Source organism: Methylobacterium litchii, assembly GCF_038442315.1.
Taxonomy (GTDB): Bacteria; Pseudomonadota; Alphaproteobacteria; order Rhizobiales; family Beijerinckiaceae; genus Methylobacterium; species Methylobacterium litchii.
Genome location: NZ_JBBXMY010000006.1, coordinates 48,592 through 69,482, shown reverse-complemented (window position 1 = coordinate 69,482; position 20,891 = coordinate 48,592). Strand labels below are relative to the sequence as shown.

The 20,891-nt window shown below is 70.2% G+C and carries 18 protein-coding genes; 13 read left to right on the top strand and 5 right to left on the bottom strand.

Annotation, left to right across the window (positions count from 1 at the left end; translation table 11 throughout):
• Window position 1: 1 nt before the first annotated feature.
• Both AAHF99_RS13025 and uvrB read right to left on the bottom strand, forming a co-directional pair.
• Window positions 2-526, bottom strand: a complete 525-nt coding sequence (locus tag AAHF99_RS13025) for an ankyrin repeat domain-containing protein (RefSeq protein ID WP_342164782.1) — start codon at window positions 524-526, stop codon at window positions 2-4.
• 74 nt (window positions 527-600) lie between these two features.
• A complete protein-coding gene (gene uvrB, locus AAHF99_RS13020) occupies window positions 601-3,282 on the bottom strand; it encodes an excinuclease ABC subunit UvrB (RefSeq protein ID WP_342164781.1) in 2,682 nt (893 codons plus the stop codon).
• Window positions 3,283-3,459: 177 nt separating this feature from the next.
• Here uvrB and AAHF99_RS13015 point away from each other — a divergent pair, with 177 nt between their 5' ends.
• The 4 genes from AAHF99_RS13015 (at window position 3,460) to coaBC (ending at window position 6,571) form a co-directional block, all read left to right on the top strand.
• On the top strand, window positions 3,460-4,074 hold the full coding sequence (locus tag AAHF99_RS13015) for a hypothetical protein (RefSeq protein WP_342164780.1): 615 nt from the start codon (window positions 3,460-3,462) through the stop codon (window positions 4,072-4,074).
• Window positions 4,061-4,453, top strand: coding sequence for a transcriptional regulator (locus AAHF99_RS13010; protein WP_342164779.1), 393 nt, complete (start codon window positions 4,061-4,063; stop codon window positions 4,451-4,453). Before AAHF99_RS13015 ends, AAHF99_RS13010 begins: the two co-directional genes overlap by 14 nt.
• Before the next feature lie 77 nt (window positions 4,454-4,530).
• The gene (locus AAHF99_RS13005; RefSeq protein ID WP_243953952.1) at window positions 4,531-5,253 is read left to right on the top strand and encodes a di-trans,poly-cis-decaprenylcistransferase; all 723 of its coding nucleotides are present in this window, start codon (window positions 4,531-4,533) and stop codon (window positions 5,251-5,253) included.
• Between the two features lie 46 nt (window positions 5,254-5,299).
• Window positions 5,300-6,571 (top strand): bifunctional phosphopantothenoylcysteine decarboxylase/phosphopantothenate--cysteine ligase CoaBC, encoded by a 1,272-nt coding sequence (coaBC, locus tag AAHF99_RS13000; RefSeq protein ID WP_342164777.1) that lies wholly within the window; start codon window positions 5,300-5,302, stop codon window positions 6,569-6,571.
• A gap of 2 nt (window positions 6,572-6,573) precedes the next feature.
• On the opposite strand, the gene AAHF99_RS12995 is transcribed toward coaBC, so the two are convergent.
• On the bottom strand, window positions 6,574-6,798 hold the full coding sequence (locus AAHF99_RS12995; protein WP_342164775.1) for a hypothetical protein: 225 nt from the start codon (window positions 6,796-6,798) through the stop codon (window positions 6,574-6,576).
• 224 nt (window positions 6,799-7,022) lie between these two features.
• On the opposite strand from AAHF99_RS12995, the gene AAHF99_RS12990 reads away from it, so the two are divergent.
• The 4 genes from AAHF99_RS12990 (at window position 7,023) to AAHF99_RS12975 (ending at window position 12,989) form a co-directional block, all read left to right on the top strand.
• Window positions 7,023-7,442 (top strand): FKBP-type peptidyl-prolyl cis-trans isomerase, encoded by a 420-nt coding sequence (locus AAHF99_RS12990; RefSeq protein ID WP_342164774.1) that lies wholly within the window; start codon window positions 7,023-7,025, stop codon window positions 7,440-7,442.
• Window positions 7,443-7,479: 37 nt separating this feature from the next.
• On the top strand, window positions 7,480-8,862 hold the full coding sequence (locus AAHF99_RS12985) for a Wadjet anti-phage system protein JetA family protein (RefSeq protein ID WP_342164773.1): 1,383 nt from the start codon (window positions 7,480-7,482) through the stop codon (window positions 8,860-8,862).
• The gene (locus tag AAHF99_RS12980; RefSeq protein ID WP_342164772.1) at window positions 8,855-9,478 is read left to right on the top strand and encodes a DUF4194 domain-containing protein; all 624 of its coding nucleotides are present in this window, start codon (window positions 8,855-8,857) and stop codon (window positions 9,476-9,478) included. The genes AAHF99_RS12985 and AAHF99_RS12980 overlap by 8 nt, the downstream gene beginning before the upstream one ends.
• Window positions 9,479-9,551: 73 nt before the next feature.
• Window positions 9,552-12,989 (top strand): SbcC/MukB-like Walker B domain-containing protein, encoded by a 3,438-nt coding sequence (locus tag AAHF99_RS12975; protein ID WP_342164771.1) that lies wholly within the window; start codon window positions 9,552-9,554, stop codon window positions 12,987-12,989.
• A gap of 51 nt (window positions 12,990-13,040) precedes the next feature.
• Here the strand turns inward: AAHF99_RS12975 and AAHF99_RS12970 are convergent, their stop codons facing one another.
• Window positions 13,041-13,256 (bottom strand): hypothetical protein, encoded by a 216-nt coding sequence (locus tag AAHF99_RS12970; protein WP_147909957.1) that lies wholly within the window; start codon window positions 13,254-13,256, stop codon window positions 13,041-13,043.
• 401 nt (window positions 13,257-13,657) lie between these two features.
• On the opposite strand from AAHF99_RS12970, the gene AAHF99_RS12965 reads away from it, so the two are divergent.
• Window positions 13,658-14,791 (top strand): S1C family serine protease, encoded by a 1,134-nt coding sequence (locus AAHF99_RS12965; protein WP_342164770.1) that lies wholly within the window; start codon window positions 13,658-13,660, stop codon window positions 14,789-14,791.
• A 51-nt stretch (window positions 14,792-14,842) separates the two neighbouring features.
• Window positions 14,843-15,553: a J domain-containing protein gene (locus AAHF99_RS12960; RefSeq protein WP_342164768.1), complete on the top strand. Its 711-nt coding sequence runs from the start codon at window positions 14,843-14,845 to the stop codon at window positions 15,551-15,553.
• 114 nt (window positions 15,554-15,667) lie between these two features.
• Here the strand turns inward: AAHF99_RS12960 and AAHF99_RS12955 are convergent, their stop codons facing one another.
• Window positions 15,668-17,140, bottom strand: coding sequence for a D-alanyl-D-alanine carboxypeptidase (locus AAHF99_RS12955; RefSeq protein WP_342164767.1), 1,473 nt, complete (start codon window positions 17,138-17,140; stop codon window positions 15,668-15,670).
• Window positions 17,141-17,404: 264 nt separating this feature from the next.
• On the opposite strand from AAHF99_RS12955, the gene AAHF99_RS12950 reads away from it, so the two are divergent.
• From AAHF99_RS12950 to clpA, 3 genes are all read left to right on the top strand, one after another.
• Window positions 17,405-17,713 (top strand): phasin family protein, encoded by a 309-nt coding sequence (locus AAHF99_RS12950; RefSeq protein ID WP_342164766.1) that lies wholly within the window; start codon window positions 17,405-17,407, stop codon window positions 17,711-17,713.
• A 227-nt stretch (window positions 17,714-17,940) separates the two neighbouring features.
• Window positions 17,941-18,327: an ATP-dependent Clp protease adapter ClpS gene (gene clpS / locus AAHF99_RS12945; protein ID WP_412759879.1), complete on the top strand. Its 387-nt coding sequence runs from the start codon at window positions 17,941-17,943 to the stop codon at window positions 18,325-18,327.
• 38 nt (window positions 18,328-18,365) lie between these two features.
• The gene (gene clpA / locus AAHF99_RS12940; RefSeq protein WP_243953935.1) at window positions 18,366-20,849 is read left to right on the top strand and encodes an ATP-dependent Clp protease ATP-binding subunit ClpA; all 2,484 of its coding nucleotides are present in this window, start codon (window positions 18,366-18,368) and stop codon (window positions 20,847-20,849) included.
• The last annotated feature ends 42 nt before the right edge of the window (window positions 20,850-20,891 follow it).

The window sequence follows — 20,891 nt, the reverse complement described above, 5'->3', positions numbered from 1 at the left end:
TTCACCCCGCCTTCCGCGGCGCCCGGTCCAGCTGGTCCGGTGTCGCCTGCGCGCCCATGGCCCGCGCCATGTCGGCGGCGCTTTGGCCGGAGGCGTCGCGCAGGTCCGGGTTTGCGCCGTGGGCGAGGAGAAGATCGACCATCTCCGTGCGGTCGAACATCGCCGCCGTCATCAGTGCCGTGCGGGTGCCGTCGCCGACCCCGTCCACCTGCGCCTTGTGCGCGAGAAGGAGTTCGGCCATCGCGAGATCGCCCTTGAAGGCGGCCCCGGCCAGGGGCGTCTGGCCCCGGTCGTTGGCGAGTTCGGGGTCGCCCCCGGCTTCGAGGATCACCCGCGTCGCTTCGTGCTGCCCGTTATAGGCCGCGAGCATCAGCAGGCTGTCGCCCTTGTCGTTGCGCAGGTTGGCCGGCAGGCCCTGCGCGAACAGGGTGGCCAGTTCCTCCGCGTGACCCATCCGCGCGAACTGGAAGACCCGGCCGACGAAGGCCAGGGTGTCGGAATCGAGTTCGGGCTTTTGATCGGTCATGGCGCGCGCGTGTCGTCCGCAAGAGGGTTGCGGCCCGGTAGATGGGGCATCCGCCGGCGCCGGCCAGCGGCGGCTCAGCCGCGCTTGCGGCCGCCGCCACCCTTGTATTTCGGCCGCTGGCCGCCGAGCCCTTGCGTCGAGCGTGGCTTCGGGCGCTCCTGCCAGAGGGGCGTGTCCGCCGGCAACTCCCGGTCGGTGCCGGGGCCCATGTTGTCCAGGTCCGGCTTGCTGATCCGGCTGCCCCCGCGCGGACCCTTGCTACCGTAGCGACCGGCCTCGCGCTCCACATCGCCCTGGCGGGCCATCGGGTCGTCCGAGACCAGAAGCTCCGTCGCCTGGAGGCGCTTGAGCTCGTCGCGCAGGCGGGCGGCCTCCTCGAAGTCGAGGTCGGCGGCAGCGGCGCGCATCCGCTTTTCGAGGTCGGCGAGCACCGCCTTTAGGTTGTGGCCGACGGTGATCGCATCCTTGGCGAGCCCGGTATCGACCTGAACGTGGTCGCGCTCGTAGACGCTGTTGAGGATGTCGGAGATGCCGCGCTTCACGCTCTGCGGCGTGATCCCGTGCTCCTCGTTGTAGGCGAGTTGCTTCGTGCGGCGGCGCTCCGTCTCGGCCATGGCCCGTTCCATCGAGCCGGTGATGTTGTCGGCGTAGAGGATGCAGCGGGCGTCCGCGTTTCGGGCGGCGCGACCGATGGTCTGCACCAGGGAGGTCTCCGAGCGCAGGAAGCCCTCCTTATCCGCATCGAGGATGGCCACCAGGGCGCATTCCGGGATGTCCAGGCCCTCGCGCAGCAGGTTGATGCCGATCAGCACGTCGAAGGCGCCGAGCCGCAGGTCGCGGATGATCTCGATTCGCTCAAGCGTGTCGATGTCCGAGTGCATGTAGCGGACGCGCACGCTGTTCTCGTGCAGGTACTCGGTAAGGTCTTCCGCCATGCGCTTGGTCAGCGTCGTCACCAGGGTCCGGTAGCCGGCCTGGGCGACGGCCTTCACCTCGCCGAGGAGGTCGTCGACCTGCGAGCGGGCCGGGCGGATCTCGATCACCGGGTCCACGAGGCCGGTCGGGCGGATGACCTGCTCCGCGAAGACGCCGCCGGTCTGCTCCATCTCCCACTTGCCCGGCGTCGCCGAAACGTGGACCGATTGCGGACGCATCGCATCCCATTCCTCGAACCGCAGCGGGCGGTTGTCGAGGCAGGATGGCAGGCGGAAGCCGTACTCGGCCAGCGTCGCCTTACGGCGAAAGTCGCCCCGGTACATGCCGCCGATCTGAGGGACGGTCACATGGCTCTCGTCGGTGAAGACGAGGGCGTTGTCCGGCATGTACTCGAACAGGGTCGGCGGCGGCTCGCCGGGCTTCCGGCCGGTGAGGTAGCGGGAGTAGTTCTCGATGCCGTTGCAGGAGCCGGTGGCCTCGATCATCTCGATGTCGAAGGTGCAGCGCTGGTCGATGCGCTGGGCCTCGATCAGGCGACCCATCTTGGTCAACTCCTCGATCCGGCCATTCAGCTCGGCCTTGATGCCCTTGATCGCCTGCTGCAGCGTCGGGCGCGGCGTCACGTAGTGCGAGTTCGCGTAGACCTTCACGAACTTGAGGTCGCTGATCTTCTTGCCGGTGAGGGGATCGAATTCCACGATGGACTCGATCTCGTCGCCGAACAGGCCGATCCGCCAACCGCGATCCTCCAAGTGGGCGGGCCAGAGTTCGATCACGTCGCCGCGCACCCGGAAGGTGCCACGGGCGAAGTCCGACTGGATGCGCTTGTATTGGAGTGCCACGAGGTCGGCGACTAGCTGGCGCTGCTCGATCCGCTCGCCCAGCGACACCGTGAACGACATCGCCGTGTAAGTCTCGACCGAGCCGATACCGTAGATGCACGAGACAGAGGCGACGATGATGACGTCGTCCCGCTCCAGCAGGGCGCGGGTGGCCGAGTGCCGCATCCGGTCGATCTGCTCGTTGATCGAGGATTCCTTCTCGATGAACGTGTCCGAGCGCGGGACGTAAGCCTCTGGCTGGTAGTAATCGTAGTACGAGACGAAATACTCGACGGCGTTCTCAGGGAAGAACGCCTTGAACTCTCCGTAGAGCTGCGCCGCCAGGGTCTTGTTCGGCGCGAGGATCAGCGCCGGGCGCTGTGTCTCCTCGATGATCTTCGCCATGGTGAAGGTCTTGCCAGAGCCGGTGACGCCGAGCAGCACCTGATCGCGCTCGTGCTCCCGCACCCCCTGGACGAGGCTGGCGATGGCAGTGGGTTGGTCGCCCGCCGGGGAGAATTCGGACTTCAGGACGAACTTGACGCCGCCCTCCGACTTCGCCGGGCGCTCGGGCCGGTGGGGCGTCCAGGTCTCGCCGTTCTTGAAGAGCGGGTTGCCCTCGGTGAGCAGCCGTTCAAGCGCGGTGATCGTGGCCGAGGCGCCGCCATCGGCGACGGGCTCCATGTCGGCCGCGCCCGCCGGCACCGGGCCATCCTCCGGCGCCGCGAGGCCGAGGGCCTGGGCGAGCTTGGGGTCGATCTCGGCCGCGTCGCCCACGGTGAAGCCGGCCTGCGGCGCCTCCGCGAAACCTTTGCCGCCCTTCTTCCGCGCGGCTGGCTTGCCCGGCCGTGCGCCGCCGACATCCGGCGATTTCGGCCGGGTGCGGTTGAGGGCGGGATTCAGGAGCTCGGCCAGATGGCTGTCGAGCGGTTGCAGAACCGGCTTGTCGGCCTTCGAGGACGAGGCGGCGGCAGCGCGGGGCTTTCTCGGCGTCGGCATGGGGACAATATGGGCCTGTCACGCGGCGGGAGAAAGGCGTCCGCCCACAGAGAACGACGCTCGCGTGCGTTCCGGCGGGCGACAATTTCCGAAATCCCGTTTTCAACCGCGCTTGCGAGCGGCGGGGCCGCGCGATACTTCAAATCCCAATATTACCGACGCACGGGGGTGGGGCAGGTGCAGGACCTCGACAAGGCCCTGGCCGATATCGTGGCGATCCGCACCCAGATCGCCCGCGATACGGCGTTCCGTGGCCTGGGTTCCGCCACGCTCGCCGCGACGGGCGTGATCGCGCTCGCGACGGCGGCCGGGCAGGCCCTGTGGCTGGGGGATCTCGCCACCCGGCCCGGCTTGTTCTTCGGCCTCTGGATCGCCGCCGCCCTGGTGGCCTCGGCCCTGGTCGGGTTCGAGACCCTGCGGCGCACGCGCCAGCTCCATTCCGGCCTCGCCGACGCGATGGTGCTGAGCGCCATCGAGGTGTTCCTCCCCTCCGCCGGGGCCGGCGCCTGCCTCGGCCTCGTCATCGCCCGCTTCGCGCCCGACTCGCTCTGGCTGCTGCCCGGCCTGTGGCAGGTGCTGGTCGGCCTCGGCCTGTTCGCCTCCGCCCGGATCCTGCCCCGCGCGGTTCAGGGGGTCGGGGCGTGGTACCTGCTCGCCGGCCTGATGGTCATCGCCATCGCGGCGGAGACGAGGACGCTCTCGCCCTGGACCATGGGCCTGCCCTTCGTGATCGGGCAGATGACGCTGGCCCTCATCGTGCAGCGCACCGGAGGGGCCGATGCCGACCGCTAATCGCGCCGCCGGCCGCTTCTCGTACGAGGGGCTGGACCGCATCATCCACGAGAAGGCGCGCCTCAGCGTGCTGACCTCGCTCGCCGCCCATCCGAAGGGCCTGCCCTTCCCCGATCTGAAACGCCTTTGCGGGCTCACCGATGGCAACCTCAGCCGGCACTTGTCCGTTCTGAGCGAGGCGGATTTCGTGAGTCTGGAGAAGGGCGTCTATCGTAACAGACCGCAGACGATCTGCTGCCTCACCAGCAGCGGACGCGAGCGGTTCCTCGGCTACCTGACCGTGCTGGAGCAGGTCGTTCGCGATGCGGCCCGGGCCGCCGAGCGTGCGTCCGACCCCGCCCGGACAAACGGCCTCGGTTCGGTCACGAAACCGGCCTGACATCGCCAGACCGAACAGCAATCGTTAACCGGGATCCGATGCACTCGCCTTCCGCCGACTCGTCCGGAGACTTTACGATGCAAAGCGAAGCGGAGCCCCGCGCCCTGCACGCCGCGATCATCATGGACGGCAATGGCCGCTGGGCGACGGGTCGCGGGCTGCCGCGCATCGCCGGGCACCGGAGGGGTGTCGAGGCGATCCGCCGGACGGCGGAGGCCTGCCCCGATCTCGGCATCGGCACGCTGACCCTCTACGCCTTCTCCGCCGACAACTGGCAGCGCCCGGCCGACGAGGTCGGCGGGCTGATGCGCCTGCTGCGCAGCTACCTGCGCAACGAAACCCAGCGCCTCGCCCGCACCGGCACGCGCCTCAGCGTCGTCGGCCGCCGGGACCGCCTCCCCGCCGGCATCCCCGAGGCCATCGCCTCGGCCGAGGCGGCGACGGCGGAGGGCAAGCGACTGCACCTGCGGATCTGCGTCGATTACTCGGCGCGGGACGCGATCATCGCGGCGGCGCGGCGCCTCGAAGGCGGCGAGGCGACCCGCGAGAGCTTCGGCGCCATGGTGGCCGGGGAGATGCACGGCTCGCCCGTGGAGGTCGATCTCCTCATCCGCACCGGGGGCGAGAAGCGCCTGTCAGATTTCCTCCTGTGGGAGGCGGCCTACGCCGAACTGCATTTCACAGAGCGGATGTGGCCCGAGTTCGGCCCCGAGGATCTGAGCCTCGCGGTGCAGGACTTCGCGCAGCGCGACCGGCGGTTCGGCGGGCTGAAATCGGCGCGTGTGCCCGTGGCGGCCTGACCCGCCTCGCTTGACGTCGACGGCGTGAGGCGCAGAGGCTAAGTTTATGAGCCTGCCGCTTGCCCGCCGCCGCATCCTCCTCGTCATCGGGGGAGGCATCGCGGCCTACAAATCCCTCGACCTGATCCGCCGCTTGCGCGAGCGCGGGGCGAGCGTGTGCCCCGTGCTGACGGCGGGGGCGCAGGAATTCGTGACGCCGCTGGCCGCCGCCGCCCTGGCCGGAGAGCGGGCCCATACGGACCTGTTCGACCGCGCGAACGAGGCCGAGATCGGCCACATCAAGCTCGCCCGGCAGGCGGATGCAGTGGTGGTGGCGCCCGCCACGGCCGACCTGATGGCGCGGATGGCCGGGGGGCACGCCCCCGACCTCGCCTGCACGATCCTCCTCGCCACGACGCTGCCGATCCTGATCGCCCCCGCGATGAACGTGAAGATGTGGGCGCATCCCGCGACCAAGCGGAACCTCGCGACCCTTCAAGGCGACGGCGTGCGGGTGGTCGGGCCCAATGCCGGCGCGATGGCGGAGCCCGAATCGGGGCCGGGTCGCATGGCCGAGCCCACGGAGATCGCCGATGCGGTCGTGGCGATGCTGGACGCGGCGTCGGGCGAGACGCCCGGCCTCGGCTTCCTCGCCGGGCGCCCCGGCCCGGCGGCGCCGCGCTCCCTCGCCGGCAAGCGGGTTCTGATCACCTCCGGCCCGACGCACGAGCCCATCGACCCGGTGCGCTACATCGCGAACCGCTCCTCCGGCCGGCAGGGCCACGCCATCGCGGCGGCGGCGGCCGAGGCGGGCGCGGCTGTGACGCTGGTCTCTGGCCCCGTCGCCCTCCCCGATCCGCCGGGGGTGAACGTGGTCCGCGTCGAGACCGCCCGGGAGATGCTGGCCGCCGTGGAGACGGCCCTGCCCGCCGACATCGCGATCTTCGCCGCCGCCGTGGCCGATTGGCGGCCCGAGACCGAGGCGACCGCCAAGAAGATCAAGAAGGACGGCACCGGCCCCGCGTCCCTGGCGCTCGCCGAGAACCCGGACATCCTCGCCACCATCGCCCATCGGCGGGAGGGGCGGCCCGGCCTCGTGGTTGGCTTCGCGGCCGAGACCGACTCGGTGCTCGACCATGCCCGCGCGAAGATCGCCCGGAAGGGCTGCGATCTCATCGTCGCCAACGACGTCTCGGCCGAAGGCGGTGTGATGGGCGGCGCGGAGAACGCCGTGCACCTCATCTCGCGCGACGGCGGCGTCGAATCGTGGCCGCGCGCCGCGAAGGAGGAGGTCGCCCGCCGGCTGGTGGCGCGCCTCGCGGAGTTGGCGGGACGCTAAGGTCAGGCCGCTTCGAGGAAGACGAAATCCGCTTCGGCCGGCTCCGCGTCGAGGGCCGCCGTCAGCTGCGCGACCAGGGCCGCGATGGCGTCGGGGAAGAGCGCCGGATGCTCCAGCCCGAAGGCCGTATCGAGCGCGGGCATGATGCTGGCGAGGATCGGATGCCGCGGCCGGTTCGGCGCGGGGCCGGCGGTGACGAGGGCGGGGAGAGCCCGAAAGGCCAGCATGGCGTGTGGTGATCCGGTGGGACGCACCTCATCAGGAGCGCACGGCTAAGCTGCGCCCCGCCGGTTGAACGGTGGCTGAAGGGAATCCTTTCGGAAAGGTTATCCCCAGGTCGCGTTAACCGCCCGGGCCGGCGGGATTTCGCCGCCCGCATTGCGTCGCGCCATCCCCCGGCTCTAGAAGCCCCCCGAAGGCCGGTGGTTCGCAACCGGCCCAGGGAGGATCGATGACCCGCCTGTCCCTCGTCGCCGGAGCCGTAGTGATCGCCATGACCGCATCAGCCAACGCCGCCGAAATCGTCACCACGCCGACCGGTCTCAAGTATCAGGACGAGGTCGTGGGCACCGGCCCGCAGCCGAAGGCCGGCCAGCAGGTCACCGTGCAGTACACGGGCTGGCTCGACGAGGGCGGCAAGAAGGGGAAGAAGTTCGATTCCTCCCGCGACCGCAATCAGCCCTTCTCCTTCACCATCGGCGCTGGCCAGGTGATCCAGGGTTGGGACCAGGGCGTAATGACCATGAAGACGGGCGGCAAGCGCACCCTCATCATCCCGCCGGAGCTGGGCTACGGCGCCCGTGGCGCGGGCGGCGTCATCCCCCCGAACGCCACGCTGATCTTCGACGTCGAGCTGCTCGGCGCCAAGTAAGGCGTGAGGGCTGCGCGGGCGTAGGGAACGCGTTTCAATGCTGTTCGCGCAGCTGTCCGACGACCTCTTCCGGCCCCTGGCCTCGCCGAGCCGCGCCTTCAACGCGGCTCTGCTCCTGCACCTTCACCGACGCGTTCTCGGCGCCGAGCCGGTGCGCAAGGCCGAGCTTCTGGCCGAGATCGGCGATTTCACCGCCGGCTGGAGCGAGCCCGACGTCCATGGCGACGAGCCCGTCCCGCCCGATCCGGTCGAGCGCCGGGCCGTGCCCTATCGCCGCCTGCTCGATGCCGGCTGGCTGATCGAGCGCCGCGAGCGCTACGTCCCCGTGGTCGAGTTCGACCCGGAGGCGCGCCTTCTCCTCGAAGAACTCTCCCGCCTCGAACGGGGCGAGACGCGCTCCTATGGCGGCGCCGTGCTCGACGTGCTCGGCGGCCTCGAATCCGCTTTGGCCGATCCGGCGAACCGCTCGGAATCGCTCGCCAACGCCGCCCGCGCGGCGGACGGCTTCCTTGCTCATGTCCGTGGCCTCGCGGCGGGGATGCGCAAGGTCGAGGAGCGCATCCTGCGCGAGCCCGACCGGGCGGCCTCGTTCCGGCTGTTCTTCGAGGAATTCGTGGAGCGGCACCTGATCCGCGATTATCGGACGCTCCACACCCGCTACAATCCGTTCCGCTTCCGGGCGAGCGTCGTGCGCCTCGCGCACCGGGCGCTGGGCGATGCGCTCGGCGTGCGCGCCCTGGCCGAGGGGGCGGTGCGCGAAGGCCGCGCGGCCGACCTCACGGCCGGCGAGCGGACGGTGCGCGCCGACCTCGCGCAGATCCTGACGGTGTTCGAGGGTGTCGACAGCCATCTCGACGCCGTGGACGCGGTGGTGGTGCGCCTCGAACGCCGGATCGGCGCCACCCTGCGCTACGCCGAGGCGCCCGACCCCGGCACCGTCGAGCGCATCGCCGCGCTGCTGCAGATGGTGGGCAAGGAGGACGACGCGCCCGACGTGCCAGCCGATCTCTCACTCCTGCGACCGCCCATCGGTGAGGCGCATCTGCAATCGCCCCGCGCCCGGCGGGCCGAGATCTTTATCGAGGCGCTGCCCGACCTCGACGTGGACCCGGCGGTGGATGCCTTCGCCGCCGCCAAGGCCGATTTCCGCCGCCGGGTCACGGTGACACCGGAGCGGATGCGCGACTTCGTGGAGGCCCGGCTGGCACGGGGCAAGGCGCTGCGCGGCTCCGGCCTGACGATCGAGGACGTGGACGATTTCGTCGTGTTCCAGCGCCTGCGGGAGATCGACCTGCTGTTCGAGGGGCAATTGGCCGACACCTACGCCGTGACGCATCTCACCGAACGGCTGGCCAATGGCTGGCTCGACTGCCCGGACTTCGTGGTCGAGCGGCGCACCCGGAGTGGCGCCCGTGCTTGAGCCGTTCCGCGCCATCATCGACGGCGACGAGCCCCCGCCCCCCGGCTCCCGTGCCCCCGACGCCGAGGAGCTGATCCGCGCCCTTCAGGTGATGCTGAAGGCGCAGGTGGTCTATGCCGACACGCCGGGGATCGGCCGGGCCTACGAGCTGGCCCGCCACTACGCGCCGTTCTTCACCGACTATTTCGCGTGCCTCGGCTACGCGCTGACGGTCGCCCACCGCGACCAGATGGTGTCCCTCAGCCCGGCGGCGGATGCGCCCCGCTACGACATCGCGGGGGAGCGCCTGCGCAAGGACGAGACGCTGGTGCTGCTGGCCCTGCGGCTTCTCTACGAGGAAGGCCTGCGCGATGCCCGTGTCGGCACCGACGGCATCGTGGAATGCACCACGGACGAGATCGTCGAGAAGATCCGCACCGCCGCCCGCAACGATCCGCCCGATGAGGGGCGCCTCGGCGAAATCCTGCGCCTGTTCGCCCGGCGCGGCGGGCTGAAACTCGGCGAGCGCGACCGGATCGAGCGCGTCACGCCCCTCGCCCTCCTCCCCGGCCTGACGGTGATCGCCTCCGACGCGTGGATGGAGCGGTTGCGGGGCTGGGCCGACGCGCGTGGGTGACCTCACGCTTGCGTCTCGGCGCGACTCCGGCCAACTGGTCCGGCTCCCCAAGCCGCCCGGCGGACTCCATCCTTTGTATCTTCTGACCGATATCGCGATTTCCAACTGGTACCTGATCCGCCGGGAGCAGATCAGGATCCGGGGGGCGGCTGCCCTGGTGGGGCCGACCGGCGCGGGCAAGTCGACCATCTTCGACGCCGTGGGCACGGTGCTGGCCGGCAACAACGCGAGCCGCCTCGCCCTCAACGCCTCGGCCTCGGGCCGCAGCGCGCGGACGGTGCGCGACTATTGCCTCGGCTGGATCAGCGACCCCGCCGAGGGCGGGCGGCCGACGCGGGAATCCTGCGAGACCATCCTCGCCCTCACCTTCGAGAACCCCTCCTCCGGGCGGATCGTCACCGCCGGCCTCGCCCTCGCGGCGCGGGCGGACGAGGCGAAGGAGAGCGTGCTCTCACGCTTCATCGCGGTCGGGCACCGCTTCTCCATCGCGGATTACGCCCGCGCGAACGAGGCCGGCACCTTCACCGCCCCGTGGTCGGAGATCGCCGCCGACCTGAAGGCGAAGGCCGAGAGCTTCACCGAATACCGCACCTCCGGCGAGCGCTTCACCGCCGACCTCCTCGCGACCCTGCGCGAGGGCGCGCCCGCGCCCGAGCCGCGCCACTTCCTGCGCAGCTTCGCCAACGCGGTGGCGTTCAAGCCGATCTTCGACACCAGCGCCTTCGTCCGCGCCTTCGTGCTCGACCCCGAGCCCCTGAACGTCGACCGGGTCCGCCAGTCCATCGCCACCTGGAAGTCGCTCCTCGATACCTTGGGCGAGTTGGAGGCGCGGCTGATCCGGCTGAAGCGCCTGCGCGACCGCTACGAGGCGTGGGGAGAGGCGGTCGTCTCCTCGGCCGAGCACGAGTTGCGGGCGGCGGTGGCGGAACTCCGCCGCCGCACGCTCGACCTCACCGCCGTGCGCGAGAAGCTGCGCGAGGGCGCCGACACGTTGCGCGTCGCCCGCGAGCGGGTCGCCGACAGCCGCGGCTTCGTGCGCGACATCGACCGCGAGATCGCGGAGAAGAAAGCGCTGAAGGCCGGGCAGGCGATGGGCGAGCGGCTGACCGCCGCCGATCTCGGCCTCTCCATGCTGGAACGCGACCGCAAGGACTTCGCAGGCCGCGTCGGCGATCTCGTCTCCCTCGTCGGGCAGATGGCGCGGCTGCAATCCGTGGCGCCTGTGCTGCGGCCGGTGGCGCCGCAGGCGGCCCGCCTCGCCGAGGCCTGCGCCCGCGCGAGCCTGCGCAAGGACACCCCGCCGGACGAGATCCTGCGCTCGGACGGCCCCCTCGCCGAACTGATCGAGGGCTTGTCGCGTCTCGCCCCGTTCGACGAGGCGCTGGAACGGGCGGCCGAGGACGCCGCCCTTAAGGCCCGCAGCGCCGAGGCCGAGGCCGAGCGCACCGCCCCACGCCCCGGCGCGGGCACGGGCGCACGCCTGTCCTCGGACACGCTGGCCTTCCGCGCCGAATTGGAGCGCAAGGGCATCGAGGCGGTCGCGATCTGCGAGCGGGCCGAGATTGTGGACCCGACTTGGGGCCCGGCCATCGAGGCGCTGCTCGGCCGCGCCCGCGAGGCGCTGATCGTGGAGCCCGACCGGCTGGAAGAGGCGTTCGGCGTCCTGCAGGCGGGACGCGACCGCTTTCACCGCTGCATCCTCGTGAAAACCACCGACACGGCCCGCCAGCGCGCGCGCCATGACGATGACGGCGCCATGTCGGTGGTCGAATCGAGCGACCCCCATGCCCGCGCCTTCCTCGGCGTGCGGATCGGCGGCTACGACCTCGCCCGCAACGATGCCGAGTTGGCGCGGCTCTCCCGCGCCGTGGCGCCGAGCGGTCGCACGACCGCCGGCATGGCCTATTCGGTGACGCGCAGCGTCGACCTGATGATGACGCGCGGCCATCGCGGCCCGACGCCGGAGAGCCGCCGCGTCCATGAGAGCGCGGCCGCCGAGGCACGGCGCCTGCGCGGCGAGGCGGCGGTGCTGCGCGAGGCGGCGCGCACGGCGGCGGCGATCCGCGCGCGGATCGAGCGCGGCCTCGACGACATCGACACCCTGCGCGGGGAACTCGACGGGCTCGACGGCCGCCGCCGGTCCCTGCAGACCGAGCGCGCCGAGATCGTGAAGCGCGACACCGGCGGGCTCGACGCAGAGATCGCGGCGCTGAACGCGGAGCGCGTGGCCTACCTGCGCGAACTCTCCGAGGATCTGGAGCCCAAGCTCGACCGGATGCTCGCCGACGAGGCCGCCCTGAAGGCCCGCGTCGGCACGATGCGCGAGGCGGCCCGCGCCGCCTTCGCCGCGCGGCGGGGGGCGCTGCGGCAATGCGCGGGTGGCGATGCCGCACGGGTGCGCGTGGCGCGGATTGAGGTGTTCGATCCGACCATCGTCGCCGCCGCGCGCAAGGCGCTGTCGGGGCTCGATCCGAAGAGCGCCGGGGCGCTCGCCGCCGCCGAGCGCAGCCGCTCCCGCGAGGCGGCCGAGGCGGCGCGCTCCCATGGCCGCGTGGCCGAGCGCGAACTCGCCGAAGCCTGCGCGACGTGGCGGATCGAGAACCCGCTGCGGGCCGGCGATGTGCCGGCCATCGAGGGCTTCGCCTGGGTGCGGCGGGAATACGAGGCGGTGGAGGGCCATGAGCTGCGCCGCTACCGCGATCAGGCGGCCCGCGCCGAGGCCGAGATGCGCCGGCTGATGACGGAGGATCTGCTCGCCCGCCTCGCGGACCGGTTCGAGCGCGTCCATACGCGGCTCGCCGCGCTCAACGAGCGGCTGTCCGCCCGCTCCTTCACCGGCCAGACCTACGCCTTCGAGGCGGCGGTGGATCGGCGCTACGCGGCGGTCCACGCCCTGGCGGTGGAGGCCGCGCGCTCGCCGGAGGCGGCGCAGGCGCTGCTGACGGGGGAGGTCGAGGGGCCGATGGCCTCGGCGCTCGCGGAGATCACGGCGCTGATCGCGGGCGAGGAGGATGCGAACCGGCTCGCCGACTACCGCAACTACTTCGTCTACGAGATCGGGATGAAGGATCAGGCGGGCAACCGGACGACGATGTCGGCCCGGGCCCTGCGGGGCTCCGGCGGCGAGGCGCAGGCGCCGTTCTACGTGGCCATCGCGGCGTCGCTGGCGAGCGCCTACTATCCCGGCGACAGGCCGGGCTCGGAGCATCCGGGGCTGGGCTTATGCCTGCTGGACGAGGCGTTCTCGAAGCTCGACGTGCGCAATTCCCAGGCGCTGGTCGATCTCTACCGGGCGTGGGGGCTGCAATTGCTGATCGCGGCGCCGGAGGACAAGCGCACGACCCTCACCGAGGTGATGGACACCATCGTGACGGTCTACAAGAGCCCGGATCTCACCGCCGTCCGAATCGAATCCGAGCATCCGCTCGAAGCCGCGCGGCGGGCGCTTCAGGCGATCAACCCCGACCACCGGGGGATCGAGGGCTTCCGCCGGCAGGACGCCGCGGAATAGCCCTGGAGGGTGCGGGGTGGGCTGTCTTGCCGTCCCCGCAATCCCCGATGATCAGTTAAGGTAGGTGCGAATCCAGTTCGGGGAGAGGATCTCGCCCTCCTCGGTGATGATCCAGGGCTGCTTGGCCGGATCGGTCAGGGCGCCCGCAGCGGCGGCAATCGCCTCGCGCAGGGTGCCGTACCGCTCGGGTTGCGCGAGCGGAGCGCTCGCCGGAGCCGTGCGCCAGATCGTCAGATCGGCAGGGCGTTCGAGAGCTTCGGTTTCCATGGTGACGAACTCTTCCTTCGAGAAACGCAGACTTCAGAGTCGGACGCTGTCCCGCCGCAGACCCGGGCAGGCCAGCAGCAGTACGATGGCGGCAGATACAAGCTTCTGTGAGGCAGCTTTGAGATCAATTCGCGCCGCTTTTCCGGTCGGCTCCACCTTCGCGGCGGAGATGTGGCCGCTTTAGATGGCCGCGACTGGATTTGGGGACGAATTCACTGCACTGCACTTATGATGATTGTCACACCCGAAACATGACCATTCCGTTAGCTGCCCCGACGCGGCGGAGGTGGCTGTAGCCGAACCGCATCGGCACATGGGGACTTGTTGACGCTTCGAAGCTGAACGCCCACTTAAGGCCGCGCTCAGCCGCCGTTTCCTAGTCCATCGCTTCGGAGAGACCCGTGCCGGACCGCACCCGACGCCTCGTGCTCGCGCTGGTCCTGCTGCTGCTCGGACTGGCGGTGGTGCAACCTTACGTCACACCTTTGCTGTACTCGGCCAGCACGCCTCGCCTCATCGCGGCCCGGGGCGACCTCGCAGGGTCGGAGAAGACGACGATCGCCCTGTTCGAGCGGGCGAGCCCTTCGGTGGTCCACGTCTTCGCCCAATCCGCCGCGCAGGATCGCGGCCTCCTCGACATCGAGAACGAGGACGAGGGCCAGGGCGGCGGCACGCAGACCGGCACCGGCTTCGTCTGGGACGGCGCCGGCCATATCGTCACCAACACCCATGTGGTGCAGTCCGCCGCGCAATCGGGCGGCTCGGTCTCCGTGCGGCTCAGTTCGGGGGATGTGGTGCTGGCCACCCTCGTCGGGATGGCGCCGTCTTACGACCTCGCCGTGCTGCGCCTCGGGCGCACTGCGCATTTGCCGCCGCCGCTGGCCATCGGCACCTCGGCCGATCTGAAGGTCGGCCAGTCGACCTTCGCCATCGGCAATCCGTTCGGCCTGGACCACACCCTCACGACCGGCGTCATCAGCGCCGTGCGCCGAAGGATGCCGACGAGCGAGGGGCGCGAGGTCTCGGGGGTGATTCAGACGGATGCCGCCATCAACCCCGGCAATTCCGGCGGTCCATTGCTCGATTCGGCCGGGCGGCTGATCGGGGTGAACACGGCCATCGTCTCGCCCTCCGGCGCCAGCGCCGGGATCGGCTTCGCGATTCCCGTCGATGTCGTGAACCGGGTCGTGCCGGAGCTGATCCGCGCCGGCCGGGTGCGCAACCCCGGCATCGGCATCATCGCCGGCCAGGAGGCGACCGCCGCGCGCCTCGGGATCGACGGGGTGGTGGTCCTGCGGGTGCTGCGCGGTTCGCCCGCCGCCCAGGCCGGCATCGGGGGCGTCGATCCGCAGAGCGGTACGGTCGGCGACGTCATCGTCTCGGCCGGCGGGCGCGATGTCCATCGCCTCGCCGACCTCACGGCGGCCATCGCGGAGGCCGGTATCGGCGCGAGCGTGGAACTCGGCATCCTGCGGGACGGCCGGCTGCGGCAGGTCCGCGTTGGCACGACGGACGTGGCGGAGAACCGGCAATGATGCGCGCCCTCCCGATGATCTCCGCCTTGCCGGACCCGGTGTAGGCCGGCGATGATCCTGTTGCTCGGATTGATCGGCTGCGGCGTGCTCTGGTGGCTCTCGCAGCAAAAGGGCGGGTTCGGCGCGGCGCTGGCCGTCTTCCCCCGCCATCTCCTCGCAGGCTGGGCGGCGCTGGCCGCCGCCGGCTTCTTCATGCTCCATGGCAACCTGTTGATCGCCGCCCTGTTCGGGATCGCCGGCCTGTGGAGCCTGGAAGGACCGGAGGGGATCGGGCGGCGGTTCCGCGCCCTCGTGCCGAAGCGGCAGGCGGCGGGGCGCAGCGTGCGCACCCGTCTCATCGCGGTGGTCATCTACCCGGACGGCACCTTCGCCGGAGGGCGCGTGCGCTCCGGCCCGCTCGGCGGGGCGCGGCTCGACGCCCTCGACCTATCGACGCTGGTGCGACTCCTCGGCCTCTGCAGGCTGGAGGACGCGGAGGGCGCGGCGATCCTAGAGGCTTATCTCGACCGCCGGGCGCCCGGATGGCGTGTAGACGCTGAGTGTGATCGCGACGCGGGGCCGGGCGGACCGGCGAAGCCAGGGGCGATGTCTCAGGAGGAGGCGTACCAGATCCTGGGGCTTGAGCGCGGGGCGCCCGCTCAGGAGATCCGGACGGCCCACCGGACGCTGATGAAGCGCGCCCACCCCGACCAGGGGGGAAGTGCCGAGGGGGCGGCGCGGCTCAACGCGGCCCGGGATCGATTGCTGAACCGACATCGCTGAACTCCACGCGCGTTGCCAGGTTGCGTCACACGGCCCGGCCCCTTCACGGAGCCGGCGTTGCGTCTGAAAATGATGCTGAACGAAATGTCTTGAAGGGCCGTTTCCAACGGCCGATCAGCTACGCGTGGCGAAGCAGCTGTAGCCGCTGCGCTTGAGCGCGACGCAGGCATCCTGCGCCGTCTCCTGCTCGGCGAAGCCGGAGAATCGGGCGCGGTAGAGCGTGGCGCCGCCATGCTCGACCTTCACCGTGTAGGGCGCCGCCTTCGAGAGGCTGCCGCCGACCTTGGCGCGGGCCTGGGCGAGCATGGTGCGCGCCTTGTCCTCGTCGTCCATGGCGCCGAGCTGGATCACCCAGGCGCTGGGCGTCACCTTCGGGCCGGCGAGGGGCTTCGGCGGCTCGTCGCGCTCGTTCGATCCGACGCGGGCGACGATCTTGCCGCTGTTCGGGAAGGCCGGCTGGGCGGCCTGCGCCGCATAGGCCTGCGCGGCCTTCGGCAGGGCCTGGAGGCGACCGCCGCCGGGCGTCGTCGTGCGGGACGGGGAGATGTCCAGCGGCTCGCCCGTGGAATTCGTGGTCTCGACGTCCTCGTCCTCGGCCGAGGCGATCTGCGTGCGGGTGCGCGACACCGCGTCGGCGACGACGGCCGGGCGGGCGCGCTCGGCGACCTCGACCACCGGCGGGGCGGTGCGGGCGCCGGCATAGGCCACCGGGAGGTGGGCCCGCACGAGCTTGGCCATGATTTGGTCGCGGCTGGCGCCGGAGCGGCCGCCGAGCACGATGGCGACGATCTGGTGCCCGTCGGACTTCGCCGCTGTCATCAGGTTGAAGCCGGAATCGCGGGTGTAGCCGGTCTTGATGCCGTCCACGCCCTCGACGTTGCCGAGCAGATGGTTGTGGTTGCCGATGACCCGGCCGCGGAAGGCGAAGGAGCGGGTCTGGAAGTAGCGGTAGTAGCGCGGGAAGCGGTCCTGGATCGCACGGGCGAGGATCGTCAGGTCGCGGGCGGTGGTGAGCTGGTCGGGGTCGGGCAGGCCGGAGGCGTTGGCATAGTGCGTGCGGCTCATGCCGAGCGCATGGGCCTTCGCCGTCATCATCTCGGCGAAGCGCTCCTCGGACCCGGCGATGTTCTCGCCGATGGCGCAGGCCACGTCGTTCGCGGACTTGGTGACGATCGCCTTGATCGCGTCCTCGACGGAGATGGTCTGACCGGGGCGCAGGCCGAGCTTCGACGGCGCTTGCGCGGCCGCGTGGGGCGTGATGGTGAGTTCGGAATCGAGGGCGTACTTGCCGCGCTCCATCTGCTCGAAGAGCATGTAGAGCGTCATCACCTTGGTGATCGAGGCCGGGTGGCGTAGGGCGTCCTCATTCACGGCATGGAGCGTCTTGCCGGTCTTGGCATCGACGACCATCGCCGCGTAGGGCGGGTTGTAGCCGCCGCCCGTGGCGTGCTTGGCATGGGCGGCGTGCCGGTGGTGGCGGCCGCGCCGCGCGTCGGCGGGTGAGGTAAGCGACGTCAGGACCGCTACCGCGACCAGCGCGGCTGGAACCGCGCGGGCCGTGAGGCCGGGAACTACTACCATACGCATGCGCCCGAACGCCCCTGCCGTGCCGGTTCCGCACCGGCCCCCGCCCCTCTCAAGGACGCCCGTCGTGGTGGTACGTCCGCATCCCCAGAACCATGCGGCGGCGCGGTTACGGGCGGGTTAATCGGATTGACGGTGAACGCTTTTCTTGCAGGCCCCCAGGTCGCTTGCCCGTGACTTGACGGTGTGGTGGGCGGCGCACAAACTCGAATGCCGCCCGACGCACAGGAACGCCGCCGAGGCCGGCTCGCCGGAAGGAGGCGCACGATGCAGCAGCCCTTCGCCGCCCCCTCGCTGGGCGCCACGGCCCTGCGGGGCACCGGGGCGGCGGTCCGCACGGCGCAGACCATCGGCCTGGAATGGCTCGATCTCGGCAAGCAGAGCTACGACGACGTCGTGGCGACGGCCGGGCGCCTGGCCGCCTGCCGCAACCCCGGCGAGGCGCTGACGCTGCAGGGAGACCTGGTCCAGCGCATGACCGGACGGGCGCTGGCCCGGTCGGTGGTGCTGAGCGACCAGTTCACCGCGCTGTTCGGCCATCTCCTGCGCCCGGCGGGGCCACGGCGCCTCCCGTGACACCGTCGCCGTCAGCGGACGTGTTTCGCCGCACCCCGAGGGCCTGCGCACCGGTACGGACGACCCTATCTGCGGACACGAGCGCGCAGGCGTCTGGCGAAGTCGGCTCACGGTCTGTAGATTGGACATCACGCGACGAAGGTTCGGTCGGACATCGCCGATTCCACCGATCGCCGGAGAGCTTCGGGGGACGGTCTGGCCTGCCGCAAGGGATCGGTTCGACGGATATGATACGGGTCCCGATGATGGGAACGGAGCAAGTGCGGACGGCGTTCGCGATCACTGCCACGGGTTCACGGGAGCCGGGGGGCGATGACCGCTCGAACACCGCCATCATCACCCGCACCAAGCCGCGCACGAAGCGGCCAAGCCTTTACCGCGTCCTCCTGCTCAACGACGACTACACCCCGATGGAGTTCGTGGTGCTCGTTGTGGAGCGGTTCTTCAACAAGAACCACGAGGACGCGTACCGGATCATGATGCATGTTCACCAGAACGGCGTCGGTGAGTGCGGGGTGTTCACCTACGAGGTCGCGGAGACCAAGGTGACGCAGGTCATGGACTTTGCCCGCAAGCACCAACATCCTCTCCAGTGCGTTATGGAAAAGAAATAGGCGCCGCTCGCGGTAGGCACGAAGGACAGAGGCCCGCTTTGCCAAGCTTCTCACGCAGCCTAGAACAAGCCCTTCACCGGGCGCTCGCCCTGGCCGGCGAACGCCGCCACGAATACGCGACGCTCGAACATCTGCTTCTCGCCCTGGTGGACGACCAGGACGCAGCCGCCGTGATGCGGGCCTGCAACGTCGAGATCGACACGCTGCGCCGCAGCCTCGTCGAATATGTCGACACCGAACTCTCGAACCTGACCGGCGACGGACGCCAGGATGCCAAGCCCACGGCTGGCTTCCAGCGGGTGATCCAGCGGGCGGTGATCCATGTCCAATCCTCCGGCCGCGAGGAAGTGACCGGCGCGAACGTGCTCGTGGCGATCTTCGCCGAGCGCGAGAGCCACGCCGCCTACTTCCTGCAGGAGCAGGACATGACCCGTTACGACGCGGTCAACTACATCAGCCACGGCATCGCCAAGCGCCCGGGCGCCAGCGACTCGAAGCCCGTGCGTGGGGCCGAGGACGAAGGTCCGGCCGAGCGTCCGAGCGACGAGGGCGAGCCGCGCGGCACGAAGAAGAAGGGCGACGCGCTGGACGCCTACTGCGTCAACCTCAACAAGAAGGCGCGCGACGGCAAGATCGACCCGCTGATCGGCCGCCACGCCGAGGTGGAGCGGACGATCCAGGTCCTCTGCCGCCGCCAGAAGAACAACCCGCTGCTGGTGGGCGACCCCGGCGTCGGCAAGACCGCCATCGCGGAAGGCCTCGCCCGCAAGATCATCCAGCACGAGGTGCCGGAGGTTCTGGCGGAGGCGACGGTGTTCTCCCTCGACATGGGCACGCTGCTCGCCGGCACCCGCTACCGGGGCGATTTCGAAGAACGCCTCAAGCAGGTGATGAAGGAGATCGAGGCCCACCCGAACGCCATCATGTTCATCGACGAGATCCACACGGTGATCGGCGCCGGTGCGACCTCCGGCGGCGCGATGGATGCCTCGAACCTCCTGAAGCCGGCCCTGGCCTCGGGGACGCTGCGCTGCATCGGCTCGACCACCTACAAGGAGTACCGCCAGTACTTCGAGAAGGACCGCGCCCTGGTGCGCCGCTTCCAGAAGATCGACGTCAACGAGCCGTCGATCCCGGACGCGATCGAGATCGTGAAGGGACTGCGCCCGTATTTCGAGGAGTTCCACAAGCTCAAGTACACGAGCGACGCCGTAAAGGCGGCGGTGGAACTGTCGGCCCGCTACATCAACGACCGCAAGCTGCCGGACAAGGCGATCGACGTGATCGACGAGACCGGCGCTTCGCAGATGCTGGTGCCGGAGGCCCGCCGTAAGCGGACCATCGGCGTCAAGGAGATCGAGGCGACCATCGCCACGATGGCCCGCATCCCGCCGAAGACCGTCTCCAAGGACGACGCGGTGGTTCTCCAGAACCTGACCGAGAGCCTGAAGCGGGTCGTCTACGGCCAGACCGGCGCTATCGACGCGCTGACGTCGGCGATCAAGCTGGCCCGCGCCGGCCTGCGCGATCCGGACAAGCCCATCGGCTCGTACCTGTTCGCGGGTCCGACCGGCGTCGGCAAGACCGAGGCGGCCAAGCAATTGGCGGCGTCTCTCGGTGTCGAGATGCTGCGCTTCGACATGTCGGAGTACATGGAGCGGCACACCGTCTCGCGGCTGATCGGTGCGCCTCCTGGCTATGTGGGCTTCGACCAGGGCGGTCTGCTCACCGATGGCATCGACCAGCACCCGCATTGCGTGCTGCTGCTCGATGAGATCGAGAAGGCCCACCCGGACCTGTTCAACATCCTGTTGCAGGTGATGGACCACGGCAAGCTGACCGATCACAACGGCAAGCAGGTCGATTTCCGCAACGTCATCATCATCATGACGTCGAACGCGGGCGCCTCGGATCTGGCGAAGTCGGCCTACGGGTTCACGCAGAGCAAGCGCACGGGTGACGACGTGGAGGCGATCAACCGCCTGTTCGCGCCGGAATTCCGCAACCGTCTCGATGCGATCATCTCGTTCGGCCACCTGCCGAAGGAGGTCGTGGCCAAGGTGGTGGACAAGTTCGTGCTTCAGCTCGAAGCCCAGCTTGCCGACCGCAACGTCACCATCGAGCTGTCGGACGAGGCTCGCGACTGGCTCGTGGAGCATGGCTACGACGACGCGATGGGCGCCCGGCCCATGGCGCGCCTGATCCAGTCCACGATCAAGACGCCGCTTGCCGACGAGGTGCTGTTCGGCCGGCTTAAGGACGGCGGCGCCGTGAAGGTCGTCGTCCGCAAGCCGGAGGACGAGGAGGCCAAGGCCGGCGAGAAGGACTCGCTGACCTTCGAGTTCCCGGCGGGTCCGGCCATGCCGAAGCCCGAGAAGGACGTCGCCAACGCGGCCAAGCGCAAGCGCGCCAAGCCTCGGTCGGTGACGCGCAAGAAGTCGCCCAAGGACAACAAGGGCGGTGGCGGCGGTTCGGGTGGCGGCGTGAAGACCGTGCCCAAAGTGCCGCTCGTCCGGGCGTGATGATCGGCCGACCGGGGCACGGGCTTCCGGTCGGCGATCACC

Bases quoted from the DNA above. Each gene is read 5' to 3' on its own strand.
- AAHF99_RS13025 (WP_342164782.1), bottom strand. From the start codon at position 526: ATGACCGATCAAAAGCCCGAACTCGATTCCGACACCCTGGCCTTCGTC.
- uvrB (WP_342164781.1), bottom strand. From the start codon at position 3,282: ATGCCGACGCCGAGAAAGCCCCGCGCTGCCGCCGCCTCGTCCTCGAAG.
- AAHF99_RS13010 (WP_342164779.1), top strand. From the start codon at position 4,061: ATGCCGACCGCTAATCGCGCCGCCGGCCGCTTCTCGTACGAGGGGCTG.
- AAHF99_RS13005 (WP_243953952.1), top strand. From the start codon at position 4,531: ATGCAAAGCGAAGCGGAGCCCCGCGCCCTGCACGCCGCGATCATCATG.
- coaBC (WP_342164777.1), top strand. From the start codon at position 5,300: ATGAGCCTGCCGCTTGCCCGCCGCCGCATCCTCCTCGTCATCGGGGGA.
- AAHF99_RS12995 (WP_342164775.1), bottom strand. From the start codon at position 6,798: ATGCTGGCCTTTCGGGCTCTCCCCGCCCTCGTCACCGCCGGCCCCGCG.
- AAHF99_RS12990 (WP_342164774.1), top strand. From the start codon at position 7,023: ATGACCCGCCTGTCCCTCGTCGCCGGAGCCGTAGTGATCGCCATGACC.
- AAHF99_RS12985 (WP_342164773.1), top strand. From the start codon at position 7,480: ATGCTGTTCGCGCAGCTGTCCGACGACCTCTTCCGGCCCCTGGCCTCG.
- AAHF99_RS12970 (WP_147909957.1), bottom strand. From the start codon at position 13,256: ATGGAAACCGAAGCTCTCGAACGCCCTGCCGATCTGACGATCTGGCGC.
- AAHF99_RS12960 (WP_342164768.1), top strand. From the start codon at position 14,843: ATGATCCTGTTGCTCGGATTGATCGGCTGCGGCGTGCTCTGGTGGCTC.
- AAHF99_RS12955 (WP_342164767.1), bottom strand. From the start codon at position 17,140: ATGCGTATGGTAGTAGTTCCCGGCCTCACGGCCCGCGCGGTTCCAGCC.
- AAHF99_RS12950 (WP_342164766.1), top strand. From the start codon at position 17,405: ATGCAGCAGCCCTTCGCCGCCCCCTCGCTGGGCGCCACGGCCCTGCGG.
- clpS (WP_412759879.1), top strand. From the start codon at position 17,941: ATGATACGGGTCCCGATGATGGGAACGGAGCAAGTGCGGACGGCGTTC.